The 25,927-nt window shown below is 61.6% G+C and carries 21 protein-coding genes, 1 tRNA gene and 4 pseudogenes; 13 read left to right on the forward strand and 13 right to left on the reverse strand.

What is annotated here, in order from left to right; genetic code table 11:
- The first annotated feature begins 23 nt into the window (after window positions 1-23).
- Window positions 24-1,256, forward strand: a complete 1,233-nt coding sequence (locus M2400_RS18485; RefSeq protein WP_177046211.1) for a CaiB/BaiF CoA-transferase family protein — start codon at window positions 24-26, stop codon at window positions 1,254-1,256.
- A 6-nt stretch (window positions 1,257-1,262) separates the two neighbouring features.
- Here M2400_RS18485 and M2400_RS18490 read toward each other — a convergent pair whose 3' ends face one another.
- A complete protein-coding gene (locus tag M2400_RS18490; protein WP_177046209.1) occupies window positions 1,263-2,180 on the reverse strand; it encodes a LysR family transcriptional regulator in 918 nt (305 codons plus the stop codon).
- A gap of 152 nt (window positions 2,181-2,332) precedes the next feature.
- Between M2400_RS18490 and M2400_RS18495 the strand changes: the two genes are divergently transcribed.
- Window positions 2,333-2,773, forward strand: a complete 441-nt coding sequence (locus M2400_RS18495; RefSeq protein WP_177046207.1) for a DoxX family protein — start codon at window positions 2,333-2,335, stop codon at window positions 2,771-2,773.
- 20 nt (window positions 2,774-2,793) lie between these two features.
- Window positions 2,794-3,669 (forward strand): pirin family protein, encoded by an 876-nt coding sequence (locus M2400_RS18500; protein WP_259197481.1) that lies wholly within the window; start codon window positions 2,794-2,796, stop codon window positions 3,667-3,669.
- A 5-nt stretch (window positions 3,670-3,674) separates the two neighbouring features.
- Here M2400_RS18500 and M2400_RS18505 read toward each other — a convergent pair whose 3' ends face one another.
- Complete coding sequence (locus M2400_RS18505) at window positions 3,675-5,057, reverse strand: glycerophosphodiester phosphodiesterase family protein (RefSeq protein WP_259197482.1); 1,383 nt, start codon at window positions 5,055-5,057, stop codon at window positions 3,675-3,677.
- A 290-nt stretch (window positions 5,058-5,347) separates the two neighbouring features.
- On the opposite strand from M2400_RS18505, the gene M2400_RS18510 reads away from it, so the two are divergent.
- Window positions 5,348-6,052 carry an SDR family NAD(P)-dependent oxidoreductase gene (locus M2400_RS18510; RefSeq protein WP_259197483.1) on the forward strand — a complete coding sequence of 235 codons (705 nt, stop codon included), beginning with the start codon at window positions 5,348-5,350 and terminating at the stop codon, window positions 6,050-6,052.
- 162 nt (window positions 6,053-6,214) lie between these two features.
- Here M2400_RS18510 and M2400_RS18515 read toward each other — a convergent pair.
- Both M2400_RS18515 and M2400_RS18520 read right to left on the reverse strand, forming a co-directional pair.
- Window positions 6,215-6,290 (reverse strand) — tRNA-Asn (locus tag M2400_RS18515).
- 177 nt (window positions 6,291-6,467) lie between these two features.
- Window positions 6,468-6,596 (reverse strand): annotated as a pseudogene (locus M2400_RS18520) (TetR/AcrR family transcriptional regulator); the annotation flags it as partial.
- Between M2400_RS18520 and M2400_RS18525 the strand changes: the two are divergent.
- A pseudogene (locus M2400_RS18525) lies at window positions 6,596-6,859 on the forward strand (glutathione binding-like protein); the annotation flags it as partial. The pseudogenes M2400_RS18520 and M2400_RS18525 sit on opposite strands and share 1 nt — an antisense overlap.
- Window positions 6,860-6,906: 47 nt before the next feature.
- Here M2400_RS18525 and M2400_RS18530 read toward each other — a convergent pair.
- From M2400_RS18530 to M2400_RS33610, 6 genes and pseudogenes are all read right to left on the reverse strand, one after another.
- A complete protein-coding gene (locus M2400_RS18530; RefSeq protein ID WP_177046192.1) occupies window positions 6,907-7,176 on the reverse strand; it encodes an Ada metal-binding domain-containing protein in 270 nt (89 codons plus the stop codon).
- 265 nt (window positions 7,177-7,441) lie between these two features.
- Window positions 7,442-8,767 (reverse strand): cytochrome c, encoded by a 1,326-nt coding sequence (locus M2400_RS18535; protein WP_259197484.1) that lies wholly within the window; start codon window positions 8,765-8,767, stop codon window positions 7,442-7,444.
- 12 nt (window positions 8,768-8,779) lie between these two features.
- Window positions 8,780-10,555 (reverse strand): GMC family oxidoreductase, encoded by a 1,776-nt coding sequence (locus tag M2400_RS18540; RefSeq protein ID WP_259197485.1) that lies wholly within the window; start codon window positions 10,553-10,555, stop codon window positions 8,780-8,782.
- Window positions 10,556-10,557: 2 nt separating this feature from the next.
- Entirely contained in the window at window positions 10,558-11,301 is a 744-nt protein-coding gene (locus M2400_RS18545; protein WP_259197486.1) for a gluconate 2-dehydrogenase subunit 3 family protein, read from the reverse strand.
- A gap of 163 nt (window positions 11,302-11,464) precedes the next feature.
- A pseudogene (locus tag M2400_RS33605) lies at window positions 11,465-11,953 on the reverse strand (methyl-accepting chemotaxis protein); the annotation flags it as partial.
- A 369-nt stretch (window positions 11,954-12,322) separates the two neighbouring features.
- A pseudogene (locus tag M2400_RS33610) lies at window positions 12,323-13,147 on the reverse strand (cache domain-containing protein); the annotation flags it as partial.
- A 194-nt stretch (window positions 13,148-13,341) separates the two neighbouring features.
- Between M2400_RS33610 and M2400_RS18555 the strand changes: the two are divergent.
- Window positions 13,342-15,387 (forward strand): prolyl oligopeptidase family protein, encoded by a 2,046-nt coding sequence (locus M2400_RS18555; protein ID WP_259197488.1) that lies wholly within the window; start codon window positions 13,342-13,344, stop codon window positions 15,385-15,387.
- Here the strand turns inward: M2400_RS18555 and M2400_RS18560 are convergent.
- Window positions 15,384-16,253, reverse strand: coding sequence for a LysR substrate-binding domain-containing protein (locus M2400_RS18560; RefSeq protein ID WP_259197489.1), 870 nt, complete (start codon window positions 16,251-16,253; stop codon window positions 15,384-15,386). The genes M2400_RS18555 and M2400_RS18560 overlap by 4 nt on opposite strands.
- A gap of 134 nt (window positions 16,254-16,387) precedes the next feature.
- Between M2400_RS18560 and M2400_RS18565 the strand changes: the two genes are divergently transcribed.
- Genes M2400_RS18565 through M2400_RS18580 form a run of 4 tightly spaced genes read left to right on the forward strand, consistent with a single transcriptional unit; the run spans window position 16,388 to window position 20,594 of the window.
- A complete protein-coding gene (locus tag M2400_RS18565; protein ID WP_177046179.1) occupies window positions 16,388-17,440 on the forward strand; it encodes an agmatine/peptidylarginine deiminase in 1,053 nt (350 codons plus the stop codon).
- A 4-nt stretch (window positions 17,441-17,444) separates the two neighbouring features.
- Entirely contained in the window at window positions 17,445-18,338 is an 894-nt protein-coding gene (aguB, locus tag M2400_RS18570) for an N-carbamoylputrescine amidase (protein WP_177046177.1), read from the forward strand.
- A gap of 1 nt (window position 18,339) precedes the next feature.
- Window positions 18,340-19,425 (forward strand): extracellular solute-binding protein, encoded by a 1,086-nt coding sequence (locus tag M2400_RS18575; protein ID WP_259197490.1) that lies wholly within the window; start codon window positions 18,340-18,342, stop codon window positions 19,423-19,425.
- A 20-nt stretch (window positions 19,426-19,445) separates the two neighbouring features.
- Window positions 19,446-20,594, forward strand: a complete 1,149-nt coding sequence (locus M2400_RS18580; RefSeq protein ID WP_259197491.1) for an agmatine/peptidylarginine deiminase — start codon at window positions 19,446-19,448, stop codon at window positions 20,592-20,594.
- Here the strand turns inward: M2400_RS18580 and mug are convergent.
- Both mug and M2400_RS18590 read right to left on the reverse strand, forming a co-directional pair.
- Window positions 20,561-21,076, reverse strand: a complete 516-nt coding sequence (gene mug, locus M2400_RS18585; RefSeq protein WP_259197492.1) for a G/U mismatch-specific DNA glycosylase — start codon at window positions 21,074-21,076, stop codon at window positions 20,561-20,563. The two genes, M2400_RS18580 and mug, sit on opposite strands and share 34 nt — an antisense overlap.
- Window positions 21,073-21,696 (reverse strand): TetR/AcrR family transcriptional regulator, encoded by a 624-nt coding sequence (locus tag M2400_RS18590; RefSeq protein WP_259197493.1) that lies wholly within the window; start codon window positions 21,694-21,696, stop codon window positions 21,073-21,075. Before M2400_RS18590 ends, mug begins: the two co-directional genes overlap by 4 nt.
- A gap of 104 nt (window positions 21,697-21,800) precedes the next feature.
- On the opposite strand from M2400_RS18590, the gene M2400_RS18595 reads away from it, so the two are divergent.
- From M2400_RS18595 to M2400_RS18605, 3 genes are read left to right on the forward strand one after another with little or no spacing between them, the layout of a single operon-like run.
- Window positions 21,801-22,832, forward strand: coding sequence for an HlyD family secretion protein (locus tag M2400_RS18595; RefSeq protein ID WP_259197494.1), 1,032 nt, complete (start codon window positions 21,801-21,803; stop codon window positions 22,830-22,832).
- A complete protein-coding gene (locus M2400_RS18600) occupies window positions 22,829-24,283 on the forward strand; it encodes an MFS transporter (protein ID WP_259197495.1) in 1,455 nt (484 codons plus the stop codon). Before M2400_RS18595 ends, M2400_RS18600 begins: the two co-directional genes overlap by 4 nt.
- An 18-nt stretch (window positions 24,284-24,301) precedes the next feature.
- Complete coding sequence (locus M2400_RS18605) at window positions 24,302-25,681, forward strand: efflux transporter outer membrane subunit (protein WP_259197496.1); 1,380 nt, start codon at window positions 24,302-24,304, stop codon at window positions 25,679-25,681.
- Window positions 25,682-25,927 lie beyond the last annotated feature (246 nt).

Consider the following 25,927-nt stretch of genomic DNA (forward strand, 5'->3'; position numbering starts at 1 on the left):
CGATTCATCACAGGACAAGAATAATGGGTGCATTGACAGGTTTGCGGGTGCTGGATTTAAGCCGGGTATTGGCCGGGCCCTGGTGTGGCCAGGTGTTGGCTGACCTGGGCGCGGAAGTGATCAAGATCGAACGGCCGCAAAGCGGTGACGACACCCGTGGCTGGGGCCCGCCGTGGATGAAGACTGATACCGGCGAATCGTCCGGGCAGGCGTCTTATTACCAGTCCACCAACCGCGGAAAATTATCCGTGGCCATCGACCTCGCCACCAGCGAAGGCCAGGAACTGGTGCGAGCGCTGGCGGCCAGTTCCGACGTACTGATCGAAAACTACAAGGCCGGTTCCCTGGCGCGCTACGGCCTGGATTACGCGACCCTGGCCGAGATCAATCCACGGCTGGTGTATTGCTCCATCACCGGCTTCGGCCAGACCGGCCCGCGTGCCGAAGAGCCTGGCTACGACTTCATCATCCAGGGCATCGGCGGCCTGATGAGCATCACCGGCGAGCGCGACGACCTGCCCGGCGGCGGCCCGCAAAAAGTCGGCGTGGCATTCTCCGACCTGATGACCGGCCTGTATTCCACCGTCGCCATCCAGGCCGCCTTGCTCAGCCGCGAACGCACCGGCGTCGGCCAACACATCGACATGGCGTTGCTGGACGTGCAAGTGGCAACCCTGGCCAACCAGAGCATGAACTACCTGGCGTCGGGCAAGGTGCCCCAGCGTTACGGAAACGCCCACGCCAACATCGTGCCGTACCAGGTGTTCCGTGCCGCCGACCGCGACTTCATCATTGCCTGCGGCAACGACAGCCAGTTTGTTGCGCTGTGCCACAGCATCGGCTTGCCGCATTTGCCGCAGGACCCGCGCTTTCGGCGCAATGCCGACCGGGTTGCGCATCGGGCAGAGATTGTCGAGTTGTTGTCGGCGCACTTCCTGGGGCGTACGGCGGACGAGTGGGTGGCGAGCATTCATGCGTCGAAAGTGCCGGTGGGCGCGATCAACAACATCGCTCAATCCCTGGAAGAACCGCAGGTGATTGCCCGTGGGTTGATGGTGAAGATCCCGCATCCCAAGAATCCGCAGTTCGAGATGGTCGGCAGCCCGATCAAGATGTCGGGCACGCCGGTGGAGTATGTAAGGCCGGCGCCGATGCTGGGCCAGCATACGGATGAAGTGCTGGGTGAGCGCCTGGGGTTGTCGGCAGAGCAGTTGGGGCAGCTCAAGGCCGGCGGGGTGATCGAGCAATTGGACTGAGCCGTTTCAAGCCGCCGGTTCCTGCGTTGAGCGTTGTTGAACAAACCGTTCGATCAACCACCTCGCCGCAGGCCCCGGTGGCAAGTCCGTGCGGTAGATCACGTCGAACATATATTTGCCGCTTTCGTATTCCGGGATGTTCAGTTTCACCAGCCGGCCGCTGTCCAGGTCTTCCTGCACCATCGGGGTCGGCATGTTCCCCCAGCCAATCCCTTCGCGCAGCAGCATGTGCTTGGCGCCCAGGTCGGCCAGGCGCCAGGTGCGGTTACTGAGTACGGCGAAGTCCTTGTCCTTGGTCAGGCGCGAGCGATCCGACAGCACCAGTTGCGTGAGTTCGCGCCCCGCGCCCGGCACATTGGCGGCGCCAGAGGCCAGCGGATGATTCGGCGCGGCCACCGGGATCAGCTCGACACTGCCGATGCCTATTCTTTCGATCCCGTCGATGCCGTCATTCATCGGCCCGCTCACGCCGATGATCGCTTCACGGTTGATCACCAGGTCTGTGACGGCGCCCAGCGCCTCCATGTGCAGGTGAAGTGAGACCGTAGGAAATTCCTCCCGAAACGATTTGAGCGCGTCCACCACCCGCTCGGCGGGCAGCATCACATCCAGCACCACATGGACCTCGGCTTCGAGCCCTTGCAGCAGGCCTTTGACCTTGGCGCGCAAGCCGTGAATGCCGTTGGTGATGGTCCTGGCTTCGGCCAGCACGGTTCGCCCGGCCTCGGTGAGTTGGGGTTTGCGGGTGGTCTGGCGGTCAAACAGCGACACGCCCAGCTGTGTTTCCAGATTGGCGATGGAGTAACTGACCACCGAGGTGGCGCGGTGAAGTTTTCGCGCGGCCGCTGCAAAACTGCCGACTTCCACCACCGTCAGGAACACGCGCAGTTGTTCCAGTGTGGGGGTTCCGGGCTCGGAAGGCATGTGGGGTTCCTCAAGCAAACGTTGGGTAGCTTGTCTATTTTATCGAATCTAATGATCTAAATTAACCGGCTATTCAGATTAGCTCACCCGGCGCAACATTTCTTCAACAGAACGGTTCATGTCGAACCGTTTCCCATTGAAGGAAATACCCCATGTCTACTTCTCAACACATTGCTCATTCGGACAACGTTGAACGCAGCCAGTCTGACGCAACCCAGGCCTCGGTATCGTTGATCGGCCGAGTGCTGCTCAGCGTGATTTTCATCCTCTCCGGCGTTTCGAAGCTGGCCGCTCCCGCGATGATGATCGGCTACATCAGCTCCGTCGGGCTGCCATTTCCACAGCTGGCATTGGTGGTGGCGGTCATCGTTGAAGTCGGTGGTGGCCTGGCGCTGATTGCGGGTTATCGCACCCGTGTGGTTGCTGCGGTGCTGGCGCTGTTCAGCGTGGCCACGGCTTTGGCTTTCCATCATGCGCTGGGGGATCAAAACCAGTTCATCCACTTCTTCAAGAACATCGCCATGGCCGGTGGCCTGCTGCAAGTGGTTGCCTTTGGTGCCGGTCGCTTCAGCCTCGACGCGCGTCGCCGCTGATATACCCCGGAGCAATCACCATGACCGTGCATGAAACCGTCGCCCCTCGGGCAATCACTTACCGCACCACCGGCAGTGGGCATGGCCCGATTGCCCGGCTGATGAGCCCTTCGGACCTGGGGCACCTGATCAAGCCTTTCGTGTTCCTTGATCTGTTTGAAGGCGAGAGCTCATTTATCAACGGTATGCCGATGCACCCGCACTCGGGAATCGCCACCGTCACCCTGATTACCGAAGGCAATTTGCATTTTGAAGATGCCGAGTCGGGTGCCGGCACCCTCGACTACGGCGGGGTTGAATGGATGCGGGCGGGCGGTGGCGTGTGGCATGGCAAGGAAATGTCGGTAGGCACATCGAAGCGGATCCAGGGCTTTCAATTGTGGATTGCGCTGCCTCCATCGCTGGAAAACGCGCGCGTCGATAGCCAGTACCTGGCGTCCGGCGTGATGCCGCAAGCGGGCCCTGCCCGGGTGATTCTTGGCGCATACCAGGGCGTGCAAAGCCCGGTTCGTGCACCTGCGGGCATCAATTATCTGCTGGTGACCCTGCAGGACGGTGAGTCCTGGACCTATGTGCCGCCCGATGGGCATGAGTCATTGTGGCTGAGTGTCAGCCGCGGGCAGCTCGCTGCACCCGACCTAGTCATGGCGGGGGAAATGGCCGTGTTCGAACCCGGCAGCGGTGCCGTGACGCTGACAGCGATGCACCGCGATACGGTGTTCGTGATGGGTTCCGCAGCGCCTCATCCCTATGACCTGGCGCTGGGAAACTACTCGGTTCACACCAACGCCCAGGCGCTGCGTGGGGGAGAGGCAAAGATTGCCGAAATCGGCGCCCGGTTGCGTGAGCACCTGGCGGGCGCGAATCCGTCCACCAGCGTGCCCGTCTTCCGGTAGGCGCTTTAGTGCATGACTTCCTTCAGGTAGGTCGTGCGGGCCGCCACGGCAGTCGGCGTGAAGTCCGTAAACACACCGTCCACACCGGCCCGGAAAAAGGCCAGGTATTCGGCTGCCGGGTTGCCCTTGTAGGCGCCTGCCAGGTACTTCGCTTCATTGCGGAAGGTGAAGATATGCACGAACAGCCCGGCGTTGTGGGCATCGCTGATCAGGCTGGTGGGCTTGAAGGTGTCGACTTCAGGCAAACCGGGGTTTTGCGCTGAAGCGGCGGTCAGCGACATTGCTTGCGGCTTCCACGGGCCGATGCCGTCGGCGTACGTTTTGACTTCGGCCAGGCCGGCCGGCGTCAGCAGCGCGCCAAAGGAGCGAGGGTCGCCCGCGACGGTCCAGCTGTACGGGCGGCCGCTGACGAAGGTGTTGGGTTTGTCGGTGATGAAAATGGTTTCGCCGGTCTTGAAGTTCACGCCGTTGCCATCCACCAACTGCACCGCCCTGGCGTGCAGGCCGATGGCGCGCAGGTATTTCAGGCTGTTCGGGTCAAAGCTTTGCACGAACACCGGCGCGTCTTTGCGATTGAGATTGTTGTCTTTCAGGGTCTTGAGAAAGGCCGCTTCGAACGGATGACTGCCCGGTGCGCCGCACCCGTTGGCAATCGCCTGGGCGTTGTTCCAGATCGGGTTTTTGCTTTCCGGGTAGGTCGTGATCACGCGGCCTGTGGCGGCGCTTTTGGCTTTCGCGATGTCGATCACTTCCTGGAAACTCAGGATCGGCAGTTTGCCGTTGAGTTCGGTGGGGCGCTCGTCGCGGGCATCGTAGGTTGTGCCGCCGATCCACTGCTTGAGTTCGGCCAGGGTGAAATCGCTGATTGACCAGTCGTTGGTGTGGTCTTCGCCATCCACGATCAGAGACTTCAATACGGATTTTGGATCGTTGGGGTTGGTCAAGTCGCTCAGGTACTGGGCCGGGCCATTCTCGGCGGTGGCAGGATACCGGACGTTAACCAAAACGCCTGGAACCGTACGCTTGCGGCGTGCAATTTCGGGGTTGGTCTTTGCGACGTCGCTGATATTGGTGTTGTCGCTTAACCAGGGATTGTGCCGAGCCACCAGTACACAGTCCTTGGTCATGTGCAGGTCCAGCTCAAGGGAATCCGCACCTGCGTCGGCCGCATGTTCATACGACGCCCGGGTTTCCTCCGGGTACAGCCCTGGCAGGCCGCGATGGCCGATCACCAGGGGCGGTGCACCGTCCAGGGTCTTGAACGCAGCCGATGCGGCAGGTGCGCGCCCGGTCACACTGTCACACGCGCTCACCGTCAGCGCGCATCCGATAACGATAAAACGGGCGAGCAGGGTTTTTACCGCAGACGGGCCTGAGCGAGTGTGCATGTGTTGTCCTTCAAGAGGAGGGTAGGGGCGGGGTATCTGCGGATGTTGGCGTTGGCGTATGACAGCGTTGTGACAGGGTGTGGGCGTATTTAGCCTTAACCGTTTGCCTTTTGTTGAGAGTCTAGAAAACTCAACGGTTCCATGACCCGTGCAGAGCAGGCGATCTTGACCACTACGCTTGATACAGTTAGTTATATCCAGCCAAGAAAAATTTGTTCTCCCTAGTCGGAGTGGATATCAAAGTTATATTGCCCGAACAATCACAACTCACTCAATCATTCAGGTCCCTCATGATAGCAGTCATCACTGGAGCAACCGGGGGCTATGGCAACGCACTTTGCCTTCAAGCGAAATTCGCTGGCTACAAAGTCGTAGGTGTTAGCAAGTCACCGGAAAAACTAAACATGCTTCGCCAGTCGAAATCAGTCGACGAGGTATTTGCGTTGGATTATTTGGCCAAAGACCTGGACGCCAATCTTTCGGATTTTGAAGACTTCTTGAGCAGCAAAGGAATAACAGCAGTAGATTTACTTATTAACAATGCCGGCATCGGAAGTAAGCAGCACTCGATCTTCCATGAAACCGCCGATGAGTTGCGGCATGCGCTAGAGGTAAACTGTATTGGACCAGGTCAATTGATAAAGCGATTGGCTGCATCGTTCTCTCTCTCGACAGTAGTCAATATTTCCTCGCGCCGCGGCTCTGTTGCTCAAAATGCTGATGAGTGCATTTCAAAAACAGGTTGTTCCTATACCTATCGAATTTCGAAATCGGCACTCAATATGCTTTCGCTTTGTGTTGTGGACGAGTTGGGTGGCCGACTGTTGAGCTATACCGTTCATCCCGGTCGGTTACGCACTGGGATGGGCGTCAATGGCGCGGAGTTGACAGCAGATGATTCTGCCGCGCGACTTTTCCAACTCATTGCGATGCGGCCAGATCCGTCACGTTTCTATAGCCTGGAAGAAGACCATATACAGACACTTCCCTGGTAAGTGATCAGCCTGGTTTCTTGTCGTGATCAAGTCGTCGCACTGCATTGGCGAAGAGGCTTGTATCCCCTTGAGTTCGACGGGGCGCTGAAACGAAAAAACCCGCCAGAAGGCGGGTTTTTTGGTGGTTTCAGAGATTTGGAAAGCATTCTCTGTAACCTTGTCTGGCTCCACGACCTGGACTCGAACCAGGGACCCAATGATTAACAGTCATTTGCTCTACCAACTGAGCTATCGCGGAATGCGCCGTATGTTACTGATTGGAAAGGATAAGTCAAGCTTTATGTGGTGATGGGGATTTGCCCCGGCGATTTCCCAAGGCTCGCCTGAGTGGTCTGTGCACATCCATCAACGGCTGTTGGGTAAACCCAACATTTTGCCCATTGGGAATCGGCAACCCGGCTTGCGCCATCAATCGCTACACCGGCAGCAATCCCGCCTGCCGGTACCCCTCAATCAACCCATCATAAAGCGCAATATCCGAGCGGCTCCTCGCCATCAACTGGGCACCGGCCACTGCGGCGAAGATCGCCCGGCCCCGGCTTTCAAAACGTCGAGTGGGGCTTTCGTCAGCGTGATAAGGCGCTCAGGGGCATGCACTATTTCAACGAGGTACTAAAACGACAGCCATTCGTTGCGGGGGAGGCGTTTTCAATGGCCGATATCACTGTTATAGGAGGGTTGATCTTTGCCCAACTGGTGGAGCTGGCGGTGCCAGCCGAGTGCGAAGCACTGCAAGCGTGGTACGCCAGTATGCAGGCGCGCCCGAGCGTGAAGAACAGGGTGAGCATGTCTGACCCGACTGCCTGAGGTCGGTAGCCGTGACTGACTCCAGCGCTGGGCAACCCAGGTTGGAGTCAGTCACTTATTGCCGGTGCCAGTCGGCGATATTCGTCGGGCATACAGACAGCACAAGGCCGATATCCCGCAGCTATAGCGGTAGCTTCATCGAGAAAAAACACGCGATTTTTCACATAACCACCGCGTGCTATCGCTTGCAGCGCCGCACGACAGTCGAGCTTTCCATAGAGCCTGCTACGACGGTGGCCGCCCAGCGTTCCCGGCTCGTGGCTTGGGAAAAGGTTGGCGTCTTTGCCCATCAGCATCCACGCGGTTTTTTCAGCCATCGCCCGTACTCCTGCCGTAACGGCCCACCCTTGCGTTCCCCTGTATCGCCTATCAGATCGGGCCGCGCACCCGGTTTCTTGCTTTTTTATTCCTCAAAGAAGGTCAAAGTCGGACACCTTACGTACTTCCGATTGCTGCTTTTCGACCTGGCAACTAGGTGGGATTCAGCGCGGCCGGAGTATTCGACCCGGGTATGTAACGTCAAGGAACATCAGCAGGCTGACGCCTTGCACGTCAGCCTGCCTCGTCACCTATCGCGTGGCCTTACGGCTGCGGCAACGTGTCCCTGATTTGCTTGACCTGCACCGCACTCACCGCCGGTGCCTGGTTACCCCAGCTAGTGCGGACAAAGCTCAGCAGCTGTGCCACTTCGTCATCCGACAGGCGCCAGGCGAAACCCGGCATGCCCAGGGTGGAAGGGGCAGTCGCGGTGGCCGGCAGGCTACTGCCCGCCAACACCAGGCGAATCATCGACACCGGGTCCTGGGACAACACCGACGAGTTACCGGCGATTTTCGGGAATACCCGTGCATCGCCCTGGCCGTTGGTACGGTGGCAGGCGGCGCAGTTGTCGATGTACAGCTCGGCACCACGGCTGCCTTCCTGCCCCGCAGCCAGGGCTTTGGCGGTGGCCGGGTCGGCGGTGAAGCTCGAGACCTGGCGCCCGTCGGCAGGCAGCGTTTTCAGGTACGCCGCCATGGCGTGCAGGTCCCGGTCGTTGAGGTGCTGGGTGCTGTGAACCACCACATCGCCCATCGCACCACCCAATACCGCATGGGTTTCGCTGCGGGCGCTGCGCAGGGTCGCGACGATGTCGTCGACACTCCAGCTGCCCAGGCCGTCTGCCGGGTTGCCCCGCAGGTTCACCGCCAGCCAGCCATCGATCACCGGCCCGCCAGACAAGTAGACCGGGCTGGATTCATCCAGCGCCTTCTCCTGCAAGGTCACCGCCCGTGGTGTGTGGCAACTGCCGCAGTGGCCCAGGCCCTGGACCAGATAGGCACCGCGTGCCACGTCGGCGTCCTTGTAGCCATCGGCCTTGAATGCCACAACGTCGGGGTCGGGGGCGAACACTTTGCGCCAGATCGCCAGCGGCCAGCGCATGGACAGTGGCCACGGCACCGCGTTGGCGCGGTTCTCGGCATTGACCGGCGCGACGCCGTGCATGAAGTAGGCGTACAGCGCCTGCAGGTCATCGTCGTCTACCCTGGCATACGCCGGGTACGGCATGGCGGGGTACAGGCTGCTGCCATTGGCGGCGATACCGTGCCGAACCGCGCGGTCAAAATCTTCCAGCGAATAACCGCCAATACCGGTGGCTTTGTCGGGCGTGATGTTGCTGCTGTACAGCGTGCCGATGGGCGAGGCGATCGGCAGGCCACCGGCGAACGGCTGACCGCCTTTGGCGGTGTGGCACGCGGTGCAGTCGCCGGCATCCGCCAGGTAACGCCCTTTCTCGATCAATGCGGCCTGTTGCGCTTCAGGCGCCGGTTGTAACCCACGGGTGTGGGTCGGCCAGAAGGCGAATGCCAACAACACAACCAGCACCGCCACCGCCAAGCCAACCAGGCTCAAGAGAAACTTTTTCATTGGTCTCTCTCCTTATGCCTGAACCAGCGGGCCGGGGTTTTTGAGGTATTGCTCGCGAATCGCCGTGGCAGACCAGTACGCCAGCGCCCCCACCATCCCCGTCGGGTTGTAGCCGTTGTTTTGCGGGAACGCATTGGCGCCAATGGCGAACACGTTGTGCACGTCCCACGACTGCAGGTAGCGGTTCAATGCCGAGGTTTTCGGGTCGCTGCCCATGATCGCGCCACCACAGGTGTGGGTGCTCTGGTACTTGGTGATGTTGTAGTGCTCGCCCGGCTTCTTGGCGTCGCCGGCCATGGCGGTCGGGTTGAGGATTTTCGACATCTCCAGCGCCTTGCCCACCAGGAACTGCGAGGCCTTGATTTCGTTGTCGTGCCAGTCGAAGTTCATCCGCAGCAGCGGTCGACCGAAGCCGTCCTTGTAGGTCGGGTCCAGGCTCAAGTAGTGCTGACGGTACGACATGCAGGCACCTTGCACCTCGAAGTAGAACGAATGACGGAACGCATCGCTGGCCGCCTGTTTCCACTGCGTGCCCCAGGCTGGCGTGCCCGGCGGTACGTTGATCCCGCGCACCGGACCAGCGCCCGGCTGGCGTGCCCAGATAATCCCGCCGCCGACAAAACCGGCCTTGGCATTGTCCAGCTGGTTGCCGTTGAGGTTGTCCATGGTGGTGCCTGCGCCACCGATCCCGATGAACTGGTTGGCCTGTACTTCCTTGCCGAAAAACAGCACCACGCGATTGAGGTTCTGGTACGAGTAGTTGCGCCCGATGGTGCCTTCACCGCTCACTGGGTCGTAGGGTTTGCCGATCCCCGAGAGCAGCATCAAATGCACGTTGAACAGCGAAAACGCGCACAGCAGCACCAGGTCGGCCTGTTGCTCCACTTCACGGCCCTGGGCATCCAGGTACGTGACGCCGGTGGCCTTCTTGCCATCGCTGTCGAGGTTGACCTTGAGCACTTGCGCATGGGTGCGCAGCTCAAAGTTTTTGCGCTGGCGCAGCACCGGCAGAATGCTGATGTTCGGGCTGGCTTTGGAGTAGTTCAGGCAACCGTAGTCACTGCAGAAACCGCAGGCGTTGCACGGGCCCATCTGGCAACCGTAGGGGTTGACGTAAGGTGCCGACGCGTTGGACGCGGGGATCGGGTACGGGTCCCAGCCCATCTCGCGGGCGGCACCGTAGAACATCTCGGCGCCGAGGTAATTGGGGTTGGGGCCCAACGGGAATTCACGGGAACGCGACCCTTCGAACGGGTTGCCACCGGCCTGTTTCGCACCCTGAATAACCCCGGCCTTGCCGGAGGTGCCACACACGTATTCGAAGTGATCGAAGTGCGGTTCCAGGTCTTCGTAAGTGACCGGGAAATCCTGGATGGTCATGTCGTCGGGAATGAACTTGGCGTCATAGCGCTGCTCGGTATTGCTGCGCAACTTGAAGTCTTCCGGCAGTGCGCGAAAGTGGCAGCCAGACCAGTGGCTGCCCGCACCGCCGACACCGGTGCCCGGCTTGAACGAGCCCATTTGGCGATACGGCACGGCGGTGGAGGTCAGGTTGTGCCGTGCGGTCACGGTTTCCTGGGACAGGCTTTGCAGGTAGCGGCGATGCACTGAACCTTCAAGCTCATCGACGACTTTCGGGTAGGCAAAATCAGGTTGCGTGTCACGGTCGGCACCGCGCTCCAGTACCACCACGTGCAGCCCTGCATCGGTGAGTTCCTTGGCCATGATTGCCCCGGTCCAGCCCATGCCCACAATCACTACGTCTGCTTTTGGTTTGATGTTCGCCATGCTCAACCCCTCCGTCCGGCCAGATCGACCGGCGGCAACGGGTACGGCTTGTCCCGTACCGTGACCCAGTCCATGTAATCGGCGCGCATGCCGGGATAACCGATCATTTTCCACGCGCCCATGTTTTTGTTGCCGCCGTGGGACGGGTCGGCGAAGTAGCCGTTGCGCACTTCGTTGAGCAGGTTGCTGAAAAACAGCTTCGAGGAAATGTCTTCCAGTGCCAGTTTGCCGCTCTCGGCATTCTTCAACAGGTCTTCCTGCAGGGCCGTCGAGAGCTGGGCAAAGGTCTTGCCGGCGAAGGTCTTCTGGCAACTGGCGTCGATGGCCTTGATCCCGACCCGCAGGGTTTCGCGCAACGTCAGGCGACCCTGGTAGCCGAACTCCGGGGCCGCTTCGACGAAGGGGCCTTGCATGTACCAGATGCCGCCGTTGGCGTAGGGCGTTTGCATGTGCCGATCGAGAAACTCCGGCACGCCGAGTTCGACGGCACCGGGGCCGACGTGATCGGACGGGATCAAGCGGTCACAGGCCGCCATCAGGAAGGCCCACTCCTGCGGGGTGAAAAACGTCGGTTTGTAATCATCGACCCTGGCCGGTGCTGGCGTGCCAGCCTGGCTGTCACTGGCCGGGGTCTGCGCGAAGGCGCCGGAGGAAAGGCCGGTACTGGCCAGTGTGACAACGGGGATCAGCGTCAACGACTTGCGTAAAAAGTCGCGACGCCCTGGGGAGGTATCGTTCTCGGACATCGGTTACTCACTCCTGAGTCTAAACACGGGTGTGCGTTGGTTTTTCTTATGATTTGCCGCCCGAAGACGGCAATTGAATCGCTACCTAATAATGATCAAGCTAACTAATAAGTCGTCACTAAAACAGCTATCGCCCCCTGTTTCAAGGCAATGGCGCACCGGGTCAGATCTTGAATTGGCGCACCAGGCTGTTGAGGTTGGCCCCCAGCGCAGACACATCGCGCATAGTGCGCGCGCTGTGTTCGGTTTCGTCGGCCAGGCTTTCCACCGCGCCTGCAATCTGATGCACGCTGCGGTTGATCTCTTCGGCGACCGAGGTCTGCTCTTCGGCGGCGCTGGCAATCTGCGCGTTCATTGCGTTGATGGTGCCGATCAGGTCCGAGATCGAATCCAGCGAAACCCCCACTTCGTTGGTCTGCTGATTGGCACCTTCGCCGGCTTCGGTCGAACGGTGCATCGCGGCCACCGAGGCGGTGGTGCCGGCTTCCAGGCGCGTGATCATGCCCTGGATCTCTTGCGTGCTCTGTTGCGTGCGGCTGGCCAGTGCACGAACTTCATCGGCCACTACCGCAAAACCACGGCCGGCCTCACCGGCACGCGCGGCTTCAATCGCGGCATTGAGTGCCAGCAAGTTGGTCTGGTCGGCAATCGAACGAATCACGTCGAGCACCGAGACAATGGAGCGAACATCCTGCTGCAGGCTGTCGAGGCTGGTACCGCTCAGGCGAATATCCGACACCAGTGCGCTCATCCCGGTGATGTTGTCGCCCACCACCTTGCGGGCGGCGTGGCCTTGCTGGTCGGTCTCTGCCGCCGCCTGGGCCGCACGCTGGGCACTGAGCGCCACTTCCTGGGCTGCGGCTGACATTTCGTGGATCGCGGTGGCGACCTGGTCGGTCTCGTTGCGCTGGCGCTGCATCGCTTGTTCGGAGCGCAGGGTTTGTTGGGTCGCCTGATGCACCAGGCCGTCGAGGTCGGTGGTCATCTTCGCCACCTGGCTGACCATGGTGTGGATCTTGTCGATGAACCGGTTGAACGAGGCGGCCAGGTCACCCAATTCATCGTTGCTGGTGATCGCCAGGCGATGGGTAAGGTCGCCTTCACCGGCGGCGATGTCATCCAGGTTGGTCTTGAGCACACGCAGCGGGCGGACCACGCCATTGGCCGTCCAGATACCGGCCGTTGCGGTGACCAGCAGCAACACCAGGGTCACCAGGAAGATGCTGCCCAGCAGGGCGCGGGTGCGTTCGGTGACCGATATCTGCTCCAGCGCCATGGCGGCGTCGATGTCATCCATATTGATTGCACTGCCGAGCACCATGTCCCATTTTTCCAGGTACACGGTGTAGCCCAGCTTGGGCACCTGCACGCTTTCCTGGCCGGGTTTGGGCGCGAAGTAATCGACGTAGTGCTTACCGTTCCTGGCCACTTCGACAAACGTCTGGTAGTGGAAGGAGCCGTCGGGGTCCTGGGTGTCCCAGAAGCTCTTGCCGACCCCGGCGGTGCTGTCGCCACGGAAGACCCGCACGCCTTTGGTGTCGTAACCGAAAAAGTAGCCTTCATCGCCGAACTTCACTGGCTTGAGCAACTCGAGGGCCTTGTCCCGGGCTGCCATATCGCCCTTTGCCGAGGCGTCGTGCAGCGGCTTGATGGTGGTCAGGGCCACCTCGACATAGTTCTTCAGTACGTCACGATTGCGCTTGATCAAACCTTCTCGGGTTTCGAGCATTTGCTGATCGGCAGTGCGCTGCAGCATCCACGACGCAAGGCCGCTGATAATCAATGCGAACAACAACGCGGGGATGATGGCCAGACACAGCAACTTGCCTTTGACTGTAAGCTTCATGAACGATATGCCCTCAGGTCAGTGTGGTTTTGTAACGTATCGACCCGGTAAGACATATCTTGATAAAGAATGATGGCATTTTGACGTCAATTAATAATTAGTGCGCTTCGCGCCTGAAGAAATGATCAGCTTGGGGCTCATACCCCAGCGGGTACCCACGAGATATTCACCGCTATTTTCGACAGGACTCGAGCATGTCAACAGCTCACCAAACCACCCCCGATCCCTACCTATGGCTTGAAGACATCGACAGCACCCGGTCACTGGACTGGGTACAGGCCCAGAACCTCAAGACCGAAGACCGGCTCGCCCGCTCCGACAGCTTCCAGCAAATCAAGGCCGACGTGCTGGAGATGCTGGACTCGGACAGCAACATCCCACACGTCAACAAGGTCGGCGCCTATTACTACAACTTCTGGATGGACGCCGCTCACCCGCGCGGCCTGTGGCGTCGCACCACCCCGGCGGAGTACCGCAAGGCGCAACCCGCCTGGGAAACGCTGCTGGACCTGGATGCACTGAACGCCGCCGAAGGCGAAAACTGGGTGTGGCACGGTGCTGATTACCTGCGCCCGGATTACCAGCGCTGCCTGCTGGAGCTGTCGCGCGGCGGGGCTGATGCGGGTGTCACCCGCGAGTTTGATCTGGCCAGCAAGACCTGGGTCGAAGACGGCTTCCAGTTGCCGGAGTCCAAGGGCGGCCTGGGCTGGATCGACCGTGACAACGTGTATGTCTTCACCGATTTTGGCGAAGGCTCGATGACCCGCTCGGGTTACCCGCGCATTGCCAAGCAGTGGCAGCGCGGCACGCCGCTGAGTGCTGCCCGTGTTGTCTACGAAGGCGCGCCGGATGATATGTACATCGCGGCGATGCACGACGACACGCCCGGCTATGAGCGTGACTTCGTCAGCCGTACGCTGGCGTTCTACAACAACGAGCTGTACCTGCGGGGCAACGATGGCCGGTTGAGCAAAATCGATGCGCCGAACTCGGCTGAAAAGTCGGTGCATAAAGACTGGCTGTTGCTGGAGTTGCGCGAGGACTGGGCGCTGGATGAAGTGTTTGTTTCCGGCTCGTTGCTGGCGATCAACTTTGATCGCTTCATGGCGGGCCAGCGGGATTTCGAAGTGCTGTTCACGCCCACGGACAGCACATCGCTGACAGGGTTTATCTGGACCCTGAATCACTTGGTGCTGAACGTGCTCGATCACGTCAAGAGTCGCCTCAGCGTGCTCACGCCCGGCGCGAACGGATGGCAGCACAGCCCGTTCACGGGGGCGCCCGGCATGGGCACGGTGTATGCCCGCGCAGTGGACAGCGACGACAGTGATGCCGTCTGGCTGGTGACCACCGATTACCTGACGCCCACCACCCTGGCGCTGGCCGAGATCGGTCAGGCGCCCGAGGTGCTGAAAACCCTGCCGGCGTTTTTCGACTCAAGCCGGCACGTGATCGAGCAGCAGTTCGCGGTCTCCAGGGATGGCACCCGTGTGCCGTATTTCATGGTGCGCGGCAAGGACTTGCAACTCGATGGCACGGCGCCGACGTTGCTCTATGGCTATGGCGGTTTCGAGGTCTCCCTGACCCCGAATTACTCCGGTGAAGTAGGCCGCGCCTGGCTCTCGAAAGGCGGCGTGTACGTGGTTGCCAACATTCGCGGTGGCGGTGAATACGGCCCGCGCTGGCACCAGGCGGCACTCAAGCAGAACCGTGGGCGGGCCTATGAAGATTTTGCGGCGGTGGCCCGGGACCTGATCGAGCGCGGGATCACTTCGCCCCGGCACCTGGGCGCGGAGGGCGGCAGTAACGGCGGCCTGTTGACCGGCAATATGCTCACCCAATACCCGGAACTGTTCGGTGCAATCGTGTCCCAGGTGCCCTTGCTCGATATGCAGCGCTACCACCACTTGCTGGCCGGGGCGTCGTGGATGGAGGAATACGGCAACCCGGACGTGCCTGAAGAGTGGGCCTACATCCAGACGTTTTCGCCGTACCACCTGTTTGATCCGGCGAAGGTTTACCCACCGGTGTTTTTCCTGACCTCGACCCGCGATGACCGCGTGCACCCGGGCCATGCCCGCAAGATGGCGGCGAAGATGATCGAGGCCGGCAAGGACGTGACGTATTACGAGAACATCGAGGGCGGGCACGGCGGGGCGGCGGACAACGCACAGGCTGCGCATATGAGTGCGCTGGTCTACCGCTTCTTGTGGGAGAAGCTGAGCGCCAGCCGGGACTAATCGGCTCCGGCGGTGACCAGGTTGCTCGTCAACCATTCAATGAAACACCGTGCCAGCGGGTTGTTCTCGCTGTCACGGTGGGTCAGCAAGGCCCAATTGGGCCCGCGAATGGTTGCCTCTACCAGCGGTTGCAGCAACCCGTCTTCCAATGCCTGTCGGCTTAATAACTGGCTGACCAGCGCAATCCCCAACCCGGTACACGCCGCATCCAGCAACAGCCCGGGGTCGGAGAAATTCAGTCCCTGATCTTTTTGCCCCACATCAATCCCTGCCTCCACCGCCCAATGGCTCCAATCCATCTCCCGTTCGCCGTGCAGGGTGGTGCGCTGCTCCCTGGGCAGTGCCAGCACGCGTGGGTTGCACGCGGGGAACAGGCGGTCGGCATGCAGCACCTTGAAGCTGCATTCGGCCTGGGAGCTGATGTCGTCGCGTACGGCCAGGTCGATGGTCTGGCTGGCCATGTCCGGGACTTCGTCGGTGCTGAATATCCACAGGTCCACTTCCGGGTGCTGGCGGCGGAAATCCTCCAGGCGCGGCAGCAGCCAGTGGCGGGCGAGGGTCGGCGTGGTGTTGAGCACCAGTTGGTTGGGTTTGCGGTACTGGCCCAGGCGACGAACGCCCACGGCCAATTGCTGCAATAGCGCCTGGGTGGTGCTGAGGAAATCGTGCCCGGCATCGGTCAGGCTGACGCTGCGCCCACTGCGGAAAAACAACGGTTGCTCCAGGTACGCCTCAAGGCTGCGAATCTGCTGGCTGATGGCCGATTGAGTGAGGTGCAGTTCTTCGGCGGCCTTGTGGAAACTGCCCAGCCGGGCGGCGGCTTCGAAGCCGCGGAGGGTGCCTAGAGGCGGCCAATGGTTAAGCATGCTGATAAGTTCCTCTAATCAGTTTTCCACAAAATCCATCGTTTGTTAGCCCGTTTTTACAGCCGTAGCATGCATGCCAAGACCTCGCAGGCAGTTTTCATTGAACACAATGACTTAACTCAAAGGTATTTGTCATGCAGCAGAATGAAATTCAGAACGGTGGCTGGTGGATGCCGGCGGAGTGGGCCAGGCATGCGGCGACGTGGATGGTCTGGCCGCATAACCAAACGCTTTGGGAGTCCGGCTGGGGCGTTACATTGCCGCTGGTGCAGGAGGATTTTGCCCGTGTCGCCAATGCGATTGCGCGTTTTGAACCGGTGAAAATGATCGTCGATCCTTGCGCTGTGGCCAGCGCCAAAGCGTTGTGCGGGCCGAACATTGCATTGATCGAACTGGCGGTGAATGACAGTTGGTGTCGCGATTCCGGCCCGAGCTTTGTTTGCCATCCGCAACAGGGGCTCGCCGGTGTGAGCTGGCGCTTTAACGCGTGGGGCGGCAAGTCGGCCCATGATCTGGATGAAAGCCTGGCGCGCCGGGTGCTCAATCACCTGGGCGTGGAGTGCCTGGGCACACCGTTGAGCAACGAAGGCGGCGCCATTCATGTGGATGGCGAAGGCACGTTGATCACCACCGAATCAGTGTTACTCAACCCCAATCGAAATCCAGGGGTGACCAAGGCCGAGATCGAGGAGATTTTCGCGCGCTTGCTGGGTGTGAAGAAAACGATCTGGCTGCCGGGCGATCCCGACCATGTGACCGGTGACATGACCGACGGCCATGTCGATGGCGTGTGCGCATTTGCCCGCCCCGGCGTGTTGCTGGTGGATGCCACCCATGACACCCATTCGGTGTACGCCGAGGTGGTGCGGGAAAACCGTCGGGCCCTGGAATTGGCCACCGATGCCCAAGGCCGCCGGTTCGAGATGATCGACCTGCATGAAGCCACCGACGCGGTGGACACTGAGGCTGAAGTGTTTTGCGCCTCCTACACCAACTTCTACATCGCCAACCACGCGATCATCATGCCTGCCTATGGCATCGACGCCGACCAGATTGCCGCCGATGTCCTGGCCCGTGCTTTCCCTGGGCGCGTGGTGGTACCGGTGCGCATCAATCACTTGGCCCATGGCGGCGGCGGGGTGCATTGCATCACCCAACAGCAACCCGCCTGGCCGGTGAAGGGGTGATGCCATGACCGTACTGACGATTGCTGTCACGCAAATGCCCTGCACCTGGGACCTGCCCGCGAACCTCGATCTGGCCGAGCAATTGGTACGTGACGCGGCCAAGCAGGGCGCCCAGGTGATCCTGCTGCAAGAGCTGTTTGCCACGCCATACTTTTGCATCGAGCAGCATCACAAACACCTGGCGCTGGCGCAGGAATACCGGCACAGCGTGGTGCTCAAACGCTTTGCCGCCCTGGCCCGGGAATTGGGCGTGGTTCTGCCCCTCAGCTGGTTCGAAAAGGCCGGCAATGCCTGTTTCAATTCGCTGAGCGTGGCCGATGCGGATGGGCAGTTACTCGGGGTGTATCGCAAGACTCATATCCCCAACGCCATCGGCTATCAGGAGAAAGAATACTTCAGCCCCGGCGATACCGGCTTTCGGGTCTGGGACACCGCGTTCGGACGTATCGGCCTGGGTATCTGCTGGGATCAGTGGTTCCCCGAAACCGCGCGCTGCCTGGCGCTGATGGGGGCTGAAGTCTTGCTGTTCCCCACGGCGATCGGCTCTGAACCGGGCTGCGCGACCCTCGACTCCCGGGACCATTGGCAGATGACCATGCGTGGGCACGCCGCCGCCAATCTGGTGCCGGTGGTCGCTGCCAACCGTGTCGGCCGCGAGGTAGCGACCACCGACCCGACCTTGCAGATGGACTTCTACGGCTCGTCCTTTATCTGCAATCACAAGGGCAAGCTGCTCGCCGAAGCTGACCGCGACAGCACCGGCGTGCTGGTGCACAGCCTCGACCTGGCGACGATGCGCGAGGACCGCCTGACCTGGGGCATCTACCGTGACCGTCGCCCGGAAATGTATGGCGGGTTGTTGAGTCTGGACGGTCATCACACCTACCGAGGGCTTTGACATGAAGATTATCTGCACGCTGTTGCTAGGGGCCCTGGTGGCGTCGTCGCTGCACGCCGAAGAAAAAACCCTGAAGCTCTACAACTGGGCCGATTACTTCGCCGAGGACACGCTGTCGCGTTTCACCGCCGAAACCGGGATCCAGGTGATCTACGATGTGATGGACGGCAGCGAAACCCTGGAGGCCAAGCTGATGGCCGGCGGCAGCGGTTATGACCTGATTTTCCCTGGCGACACCGTGGGCGAACGGCTGATGCGCGCGGGCAGCCTGCAACCGCTGGATCAGTCCAGGCTCACCGCCCTGAATGACATCGAGCCCGGTTTGCAGAAGTTGCGCGCGCACTACACCTACTCGAACAACGCCACCGTCCCCTACACCTGGGGCACCATCGGCCTGACGTACAACACCGAGCAGATCAAACAGCGCATGCCGGACGCGCCGGTCAACAGTCTCGACCTGCTGTTCAAGCCGGAGCTGGCCGCCAAGTTCGCCGATTGCGGGATTTCCCTGATCGACTCACCGGACGAAGTGCTGGCGGTGGCCCTCAATTACCTGGGGCGTGACCCGCGCAGCGCCAAGCCGGCCGACCTGGCCGCCGCCAGCGAGCTGTTGCTCAAGCTGCGGCCCTACATCCGCAAGTTCCAGTCGCAGCCGGTGACCGACCTGGTGAACGGCAACCTGTGCCTGTCCCTCGGCTACAGCGGCGACATGACCCAGGCGCAACGGGCGGCGGACGCAGCCGGAAAAAAGGTCACGTTCGACTATCACATCCCTCGTGAGGGCACCACGGTGTGGATGGACACCATGGCGATCCCCGTGGATGCCCGGCATCCGGAGTACGCCTACGCGTTCATCAATTTCGTGATGCGCCCGCAGAACATGGCCGCCATCAGTAACTTCACCGGTTACCCCACGGCAAACGCCAAGGCGCGTCCCGAGGTTGACCCGGCGATGCGCAACAACCCGCAGATCTACCCGGACGAGGCCACGTTTGAACGGCTGATCCCGGGAAAAGACATCCCCCAGGCGGACATGCGTGCACGCATGCGCGTATGGACCAAATTCAAAACCGCTTCCGTCCAATGATCCAACTTCCAGAGGCACCCATGGCAACACGTCGCGAATTCATCAAACATGTATCGGTGGTTGCCACCCTGGGCGCTGCCATGTCCGTCGGGCTGGTCTCGCGCTGGGCACAGGCCGCCCCCGAGGGCCACTGGCTCATGCCCGACGAAGGCGAAAAACATCAGCAGGCGTTCATTGCCTTTGGCGCGCAGGAGGCCATTCACGAGGACTTTACGCCCGACGTGCAAGCAGCCTTGGGCCGGATCGCCCGCGCCATCGCCCGTCACGAGCCGGTGACCGTGTTCTGTCGGGAAGAGGAGCGAGCGCTGGCTGAAGAAAAATGCGGCACCCGCAACACCACGTTTGTGGTCACCGAGCTGGATGACATCTGGATGCGTGACACCGGCGCCAACTTTGTCATCGACGGCCAGGGCGGCCTGGGCGCGGTGGATTTCAACTTCAACGGGTGGGGCAACAAGCAGCAGCACGCCGAGGATGCGCAGGTAGCGGCCCTGGTCACTGAAGTCACCGAGGCCCAGGCGATTCGCAGCGAACTGGTGGGTGAGGGCGGCGCCATCGAGGTGGATGGTCACGGTACCGGCATCATGACCGAAAGCAGCTGGATCAATGCCAACCGCAACCCCGGGTGGAGCAAGGCCGACGCCGAGGCCGAGCTGAAGGCGCGGCTGGGCCTGCGCAAAATCATCTGGCTGCCGGGCATCAAGGGCAAAGACATCACCGATGCCCACGTGGATTTTTATGCGCGTTTCGTCAAGCCGGGCGTGGTGATCGCCAACCTCGACACCGACCCCGAATCCTATGATCACAAGGTCACGCTGGCGCACCTGGACATCCTCAAGCGGGCCACCGATGCAGACGGCCGACCGCTGCAGGTGCATACCGTGTCGCCGCCGCTTAATCCACGCAAGAGCCGTTTCAATCGCAACAATCCGGATTTTGCACCGGGCTATATCAACTACTTTGTCATCAACGGGGCGGTGATTGCGCCCGAGTTCGGTGACAAGGTGGCCGACGCAAAAGCCTTTGAGCTACTGTCCAGGCTCTATCCGGAGCGCGAGGTGGTGCAGCTCAATATCGATGCGATTGCAGCGGGCGGCGGCGGGATTCACTGTGTGACCAGTCACCAGCCGGCGGTTCAGGCAGGGGCGCGCGATGCCAGCTTCAGTTGACCGTATGCCTCGACCAACTGTGCCTGGGTAAAGCCCAGGTTCCTGCCGCTGGGATTGGGCAGAACCCACACAGCCGCATGCCCCAGGGTGTGCGGTTGAAGCCCCCAGGCAATCTCCTTCTGCCCGCTTAACGCGCTATAGGCCGCCTTCCCCAGAAACGCGACAAACCGCGGCGCGTAACGGGTGATCTTGCTTTCAAAACGCGCTGCCGCTGCCTTGAATTCATCCGCCGACAACTGATCTGCCCGGGCGGTAGGCCGCTCCACCACCGTGGTCAGCCCACACTGATACTCCAGGATCGTGCGGTCGTTTTCCGGCGGCACTTCATGGGGCGTAAACCCGGCCAGGTGCAGGGTGCGCCAGAACCGGTTGCTGCGGCCCATGAAGTGATGCCCGGTGGCGGCGGCCTTCAGCCCCGGGTTTATCCCGCAAAAAATCACGGCGAGATGCTCGGCCAGAATGTCTTCCAGTCCTTCCTTCATCCGCAGATGACCTGCACGGCACTGCGCGCCAGGGCGATCAGCTCGGCGTGGGGTTTGCCCGCCCGTGCGCGTATCGACAGGCTGTGCACCAAGGAGGCGGCGAGGACGGCGACGGCTGCCGGGTCTGCACCGCCTTTCAATTCACCGGCCTCAATGGCGGTGCGCAGGCGGGTTTCGAGATGAGCGTCGAGTGCGTCGAGGCGCTGTAACAGCACGGCGCGAATCTCGGCGTCCTCGACCGCTTCGGTGGTGGCGGTGCCGATGATGAAGCAGCCCCGTGGCTCGCCATCCCCCGAAAAATAGATCGACAGCTGGCCTTCATACAGGCGCATCAGCGCGTCGGCCAACGTCCGGCTCGGGTCGTCCAGCGCCTCGTCGATGGCGGCTGACGCGAGGCCCCAATACTGTTCGAGCGCCTTGAGGTAGATCGCGTGTTTGTCGCCGAATGCGGCGTACAGGCTTGGCCGGTTCATCCCGGCGGCGGTGGCGATGCCGTCCAGTGAGGCGCCGGAATACCCGGTACTCCAGAACACCCCGAGGGCTTTTTGCAGCGCCGTTTCAGGGTCGTAGGCGCGTGGGCGGCCACGGCCTTTTGCCTCTGTGATCTTTTTTTGTGCCATGGCGTACAAAAATCCTTGAGTAGAGGTGGGTGGGTCGATATTCTTACATCATCGCACAAAATTAGATCCCCAGAAATCCCGGGCTCAGCAAAGGTGATTCGATCATGAGCAATGCGTTGGAAAACACGACTCGCACCCCCTGGCGTTTACTGCTGATGGTGGGCTTGCCAGTACTCGTCGCCGCGGCGGGGTATGTGTATTACCTGCAGGATGCGCCGTACGTATCCACCGATAACGCCTATGCCCGGGTGGCGAAAGCATCGATCAATGCGCGGGTGTCCGGGCAGGTTGTCGAGATTGCCGTGGGGGACAACCAGGCGGTGCACAAAGGGCAGGTGCTGTTGCGGATCAACCCGGAGCCGTTCCAGGTGGCGGTCGACCGCGCCCAGGCCCAATTGAGCGTGGCGCGCCTGCGTATCGAAGGCCTCAAGGCCAGCTACCGGCAACAGCAGGCCGAGCTGCAAGCAGCCAGGGAGTCGGCGGGTTTTGACCAGAAGGAGTTCGCCCGTAAAAAGGCCCTGGTGGCCACCGAGTTTGTGTCCCAGGCCGTGTTCGAACGGGCCGACACCGACCTGAAAGTCGCGCGGCAACGTGTCGCGTCCATCGAGCAGCAGATCGCCAATACCGTGGTGGCGCTGAACGGCAATCCTGACATCGATATCGACCGCCATCCCGCGATTCGCGAGGCCCAGGCGCAACTCGACGAGGCGCAACTCTACCTCTCATACGCGACGGTTTATGCCCCCGACGATGGCGTCGTCGCCAAGGTGGATGACGTGCAGGTCGGCGATTACCTGAACAGCGGCGCGCCGGCCTTCGCCTTGCTGTCGCCCCGTCGCACCTGGGTTGAGGCCAACTTCCGCGAGACCCAGATGACCCATATGCGCGCCGGCCAGCAGGCAACCATCAGGCTCGACACGTACCCGGATCATCCCTTCAAAGCCCACATCACCAGCCTGAGCCCGGGGGCCGGCGCCGACTTCGCGCTGCTGCCGCCGGAAAACGCCACCGGCAACTGGGTCAAGGTGGTGCAGCGGGTGCCGGTGCGCCTGGAGCTGGATGATGCCAACGCCGACTTGCCGCTGTTTTCCGGCACCAGCGCCACGGTGACGGTTGATATCAGGACCGGCCCATGAACGGCGCACGCACCCTCAGGTTCACGGCCTTGCTGGTGACCTGGTTGCAGGCGGTCAACGTATCGCTGCCGAACTCGGCTCTCAGGTTTGTCCAGGGCAGCCTGTCGATGACGGACGACGAGGCGGGGTGGATTTTCACCTCGTACCTGGCCGCCAGCGCGATCACCTTGCCGGTGGCCCAATGGCTGGCCGCGCGCTTCGGCGTGAAGGCGGTTTACCAGGCGGCGATGGCGATCTTCGCCCTCGGCTTGCTGCTCGCGACCGGGGCAACCACCTCGCTGCAATTCGTCGGCGCACGGGTTATCCAGGGTGCCGCGAGTGGCGTATTGGCGCCGCTGTCGATGGCCATCGCCCTGGAGACACTGGCCCCGGCACGACGGCCAAAATTCGGCCCGCTGTGGACGGCGATAGGGTTGCTGGGCATCGTCAGCGGCCCGGCGATTGGTGGCTGGATCAGCGAACATTTCGGCTGGCGCTGGATGTTCTACGCCAGCCTGCCGCTGTTGGCGTACACCGCATTGGTCGTGGCGTTGTTGCAACCCGAGAAGAAAGCCAACAGCGCGCCGGTGTTTGATTTTGCAGGGTTTGCCAGCTTTACCCTCGGCGTGATCGGCCTGCAAATGCTCCTCGACCGTGGCCAGCGCCTGGAGTGGTTCGACTCGCCGGAGATCTGGCTGGAGGCCGCCGCCAGCGTCCTGGGGTTCTACCTGTTCGCCGTGCACCGGTTCACCTCCAGCACGCACTTCATCAGCAAGGGCTTATTGCGCGACCGCAACTTCGTGCTGTCGACCACTATCTTCTTCGCCGTCGGCTTCGTGCTGCTGCCAACCATGGCCATGACCTCGCCGATGCTGGATGAGCTGCTGGGCTTCCCGCCGGACACCACGGGCTTCCTCACCCTCCCTCGTGGCGTGGGCCTGCTGGGTGCGTTCTGGCTGATGAACCGGGTGCCCGCGCATCGGGATGGCCGCCCGTTCGTAGCCGCTGGTATCGCCGTGGTGATCTACGCCAACCACTCGATGCTCGGTTATTCACCCTTGATGGACGGCTGGCCGGTGGCGGTGGCCGGCGCGATCCAGGGAGCCGGCCTGGGACTGTTGATGCCGGCGCTTTCCCGGGTGGCGTTCAGCACCCTCGACCCGACCTTGCGCCCCGAAGGCAGCGGGCTGTTCAACCTGTCCCGGGTCTACGGCAGCACCCTTGGCGTGGCGGTGGTGCAGTGGTTTTTCTTCAACAACACCCAGGCGATGCATGTGGCGCTGGCCAGTCATCTGACCGTGCATTCGGTGCCGGCATCGACGTCCCTGGCGGGCTTCGGTGCGCTGAACGAAGCCATCACCGGCCAGGCCGCCTTCATCGCGGTGCTCGGTCAATTCAAGATTCTGCTGTGGGCAATGCTGGTGGTGAGCCCGCTGGTTCTGCTGCTGCGTAAACCTGTCACGACCCACTAGTTTTCCGGAGTGTGCCAAATGAAACCCCATGGGCTTGTTATCACGGCCGTCATGACCCTGTCCGCGTGTTCGGTTGGTCCGGACTATCAGGCGCCGTCCGTTGCCGCTTCGCAGCACTATGACGTGCAGGCCGAACAGCGCGTGTCGTTCAACCAGAAGGTGAACGTCGACTGGTGGTCGACCTTTCATTCTCACAAGCTCGACAGCGTCATGCGCCGGGCGATTGCCGGCAACCTTGAGCTGACGGCGGCGGACGCCACGTTGCGCCAGGCGGCTGCTTCGGTGGCGGCGGCGGAGGGCGCGCTTTTCCCGCGGGTGGATTTCGCCGCGCAAGCGGGGCGCCAGCGTGTGCATAACGCCGCTCGGCCTGCGGTGGCGAACTTCTATGGCGTCGGGCCGCAGGTCAGCTTCGACCTCGACGTGTTCGGCGGCAATCAGCGCCGGGTCGAGCAGCAGCAGGCGTTTGCCGATCTCCAACGGCATCGCTTCGAAGCGGCCTACCTGACGCTGACCGGCGACGTCGCCAGCCAGGCGCTGTTGATGGCCTCGGCCGGCGCGCAGATGGAGGCGGTGCAGAGCTTGCTCGCCACCGACGCGAAAAACCTCGAGCTGGTGCGTGCAGCGCAACACAGTGGCGCGGCGACGCAGTTGGAGGTGTCCCTGGCTGAAACGCGGCTGGCGCAGGACCGCACGCTGTTGCCGCCACTGGCCCAGCAGCGCGATGCGGCGCGGCATGCGCTGTCGATCCTGGCCGGCAAGGGCCCGGCGGATTGGCGCGCACCGGACTTCGAACTGGCTGAATTTGCCTCGGCCGGCACGCTGCCTGTCAGCCTGCCGTCCGAGCTGGCCCACGACCGCCCGGACGTGCAGCAAGCCGAAGCCGAACTGCATGCGGCCAGTGCGGCGGTCGGCGTGGCCACCGCCAATCTTTATCCCCATGTGGAACTGTCCGCGTCCCTGGCCCAGGCCGCGTCGGGCAATGGCGGTGCCGCGCTGTGGAGTTTTGCCGCCGGGTTGGCGGGGCCGATCTTCGACGGCGGCACCCTCAAGGCCGAACGCCAGGCGGCGGTGGAGGGCTACAACGCCTCGCTCGCCCACTACCAGCAGACCGTCATCCAGTCTTTCGGCCAGGTTGCAGACACCCTGCAGGCGATCAACCACGACGCCGAGGAATACCAGGCGCAGACCGCCGCACTGCAAGCCGCCGACAACAGTTTGCGCCTGAACCAGCAAGCCTATGGGGCAGGGGAGAACGGCTTGCTGCAAGTGCTGGAGGCGCAACGGGCCTATGAGCAGGCCTTGCTCGGGCAACTGCGGGCGAGTACTGCCCAACACCTCGACACGGTGCGCCTGTTCGTGGCGCTCGGTGGTCGTTCGGTCAACGATTTCAAACGCTAGTGGAGTCAACAGATGAGTTATTACGATGCACTTCGCGATACCCCCGGGGGGGCATATCCGTTATTTAGGTAACGGCGGCTTATGGTTTCGCTCTTACAGCGACTCACTTTGGAAAAGCCGGAATGCCGGCCCAGCCCAAAGTAAGCAAAGGGCTCTGCCCCGCCTGTCGGCGCCTCGCCTAGGCTCGGCGTTCCCTCACTCCGGGCTTGCTCCGCGGGCCGCCGCGATGGGGCGTCCCTGCCCCGT

This window comes from Pseudomonas sp. BIGb0558, from assembly GCF_024807515.1.
Lineage (GTDB): Bacteria > Pseudomonadota > Gammaproteobacteria > Pseudomonadales > Pseudomonadaceae > Aquipseudomonas > Aquipseudomonas yamanorum_A.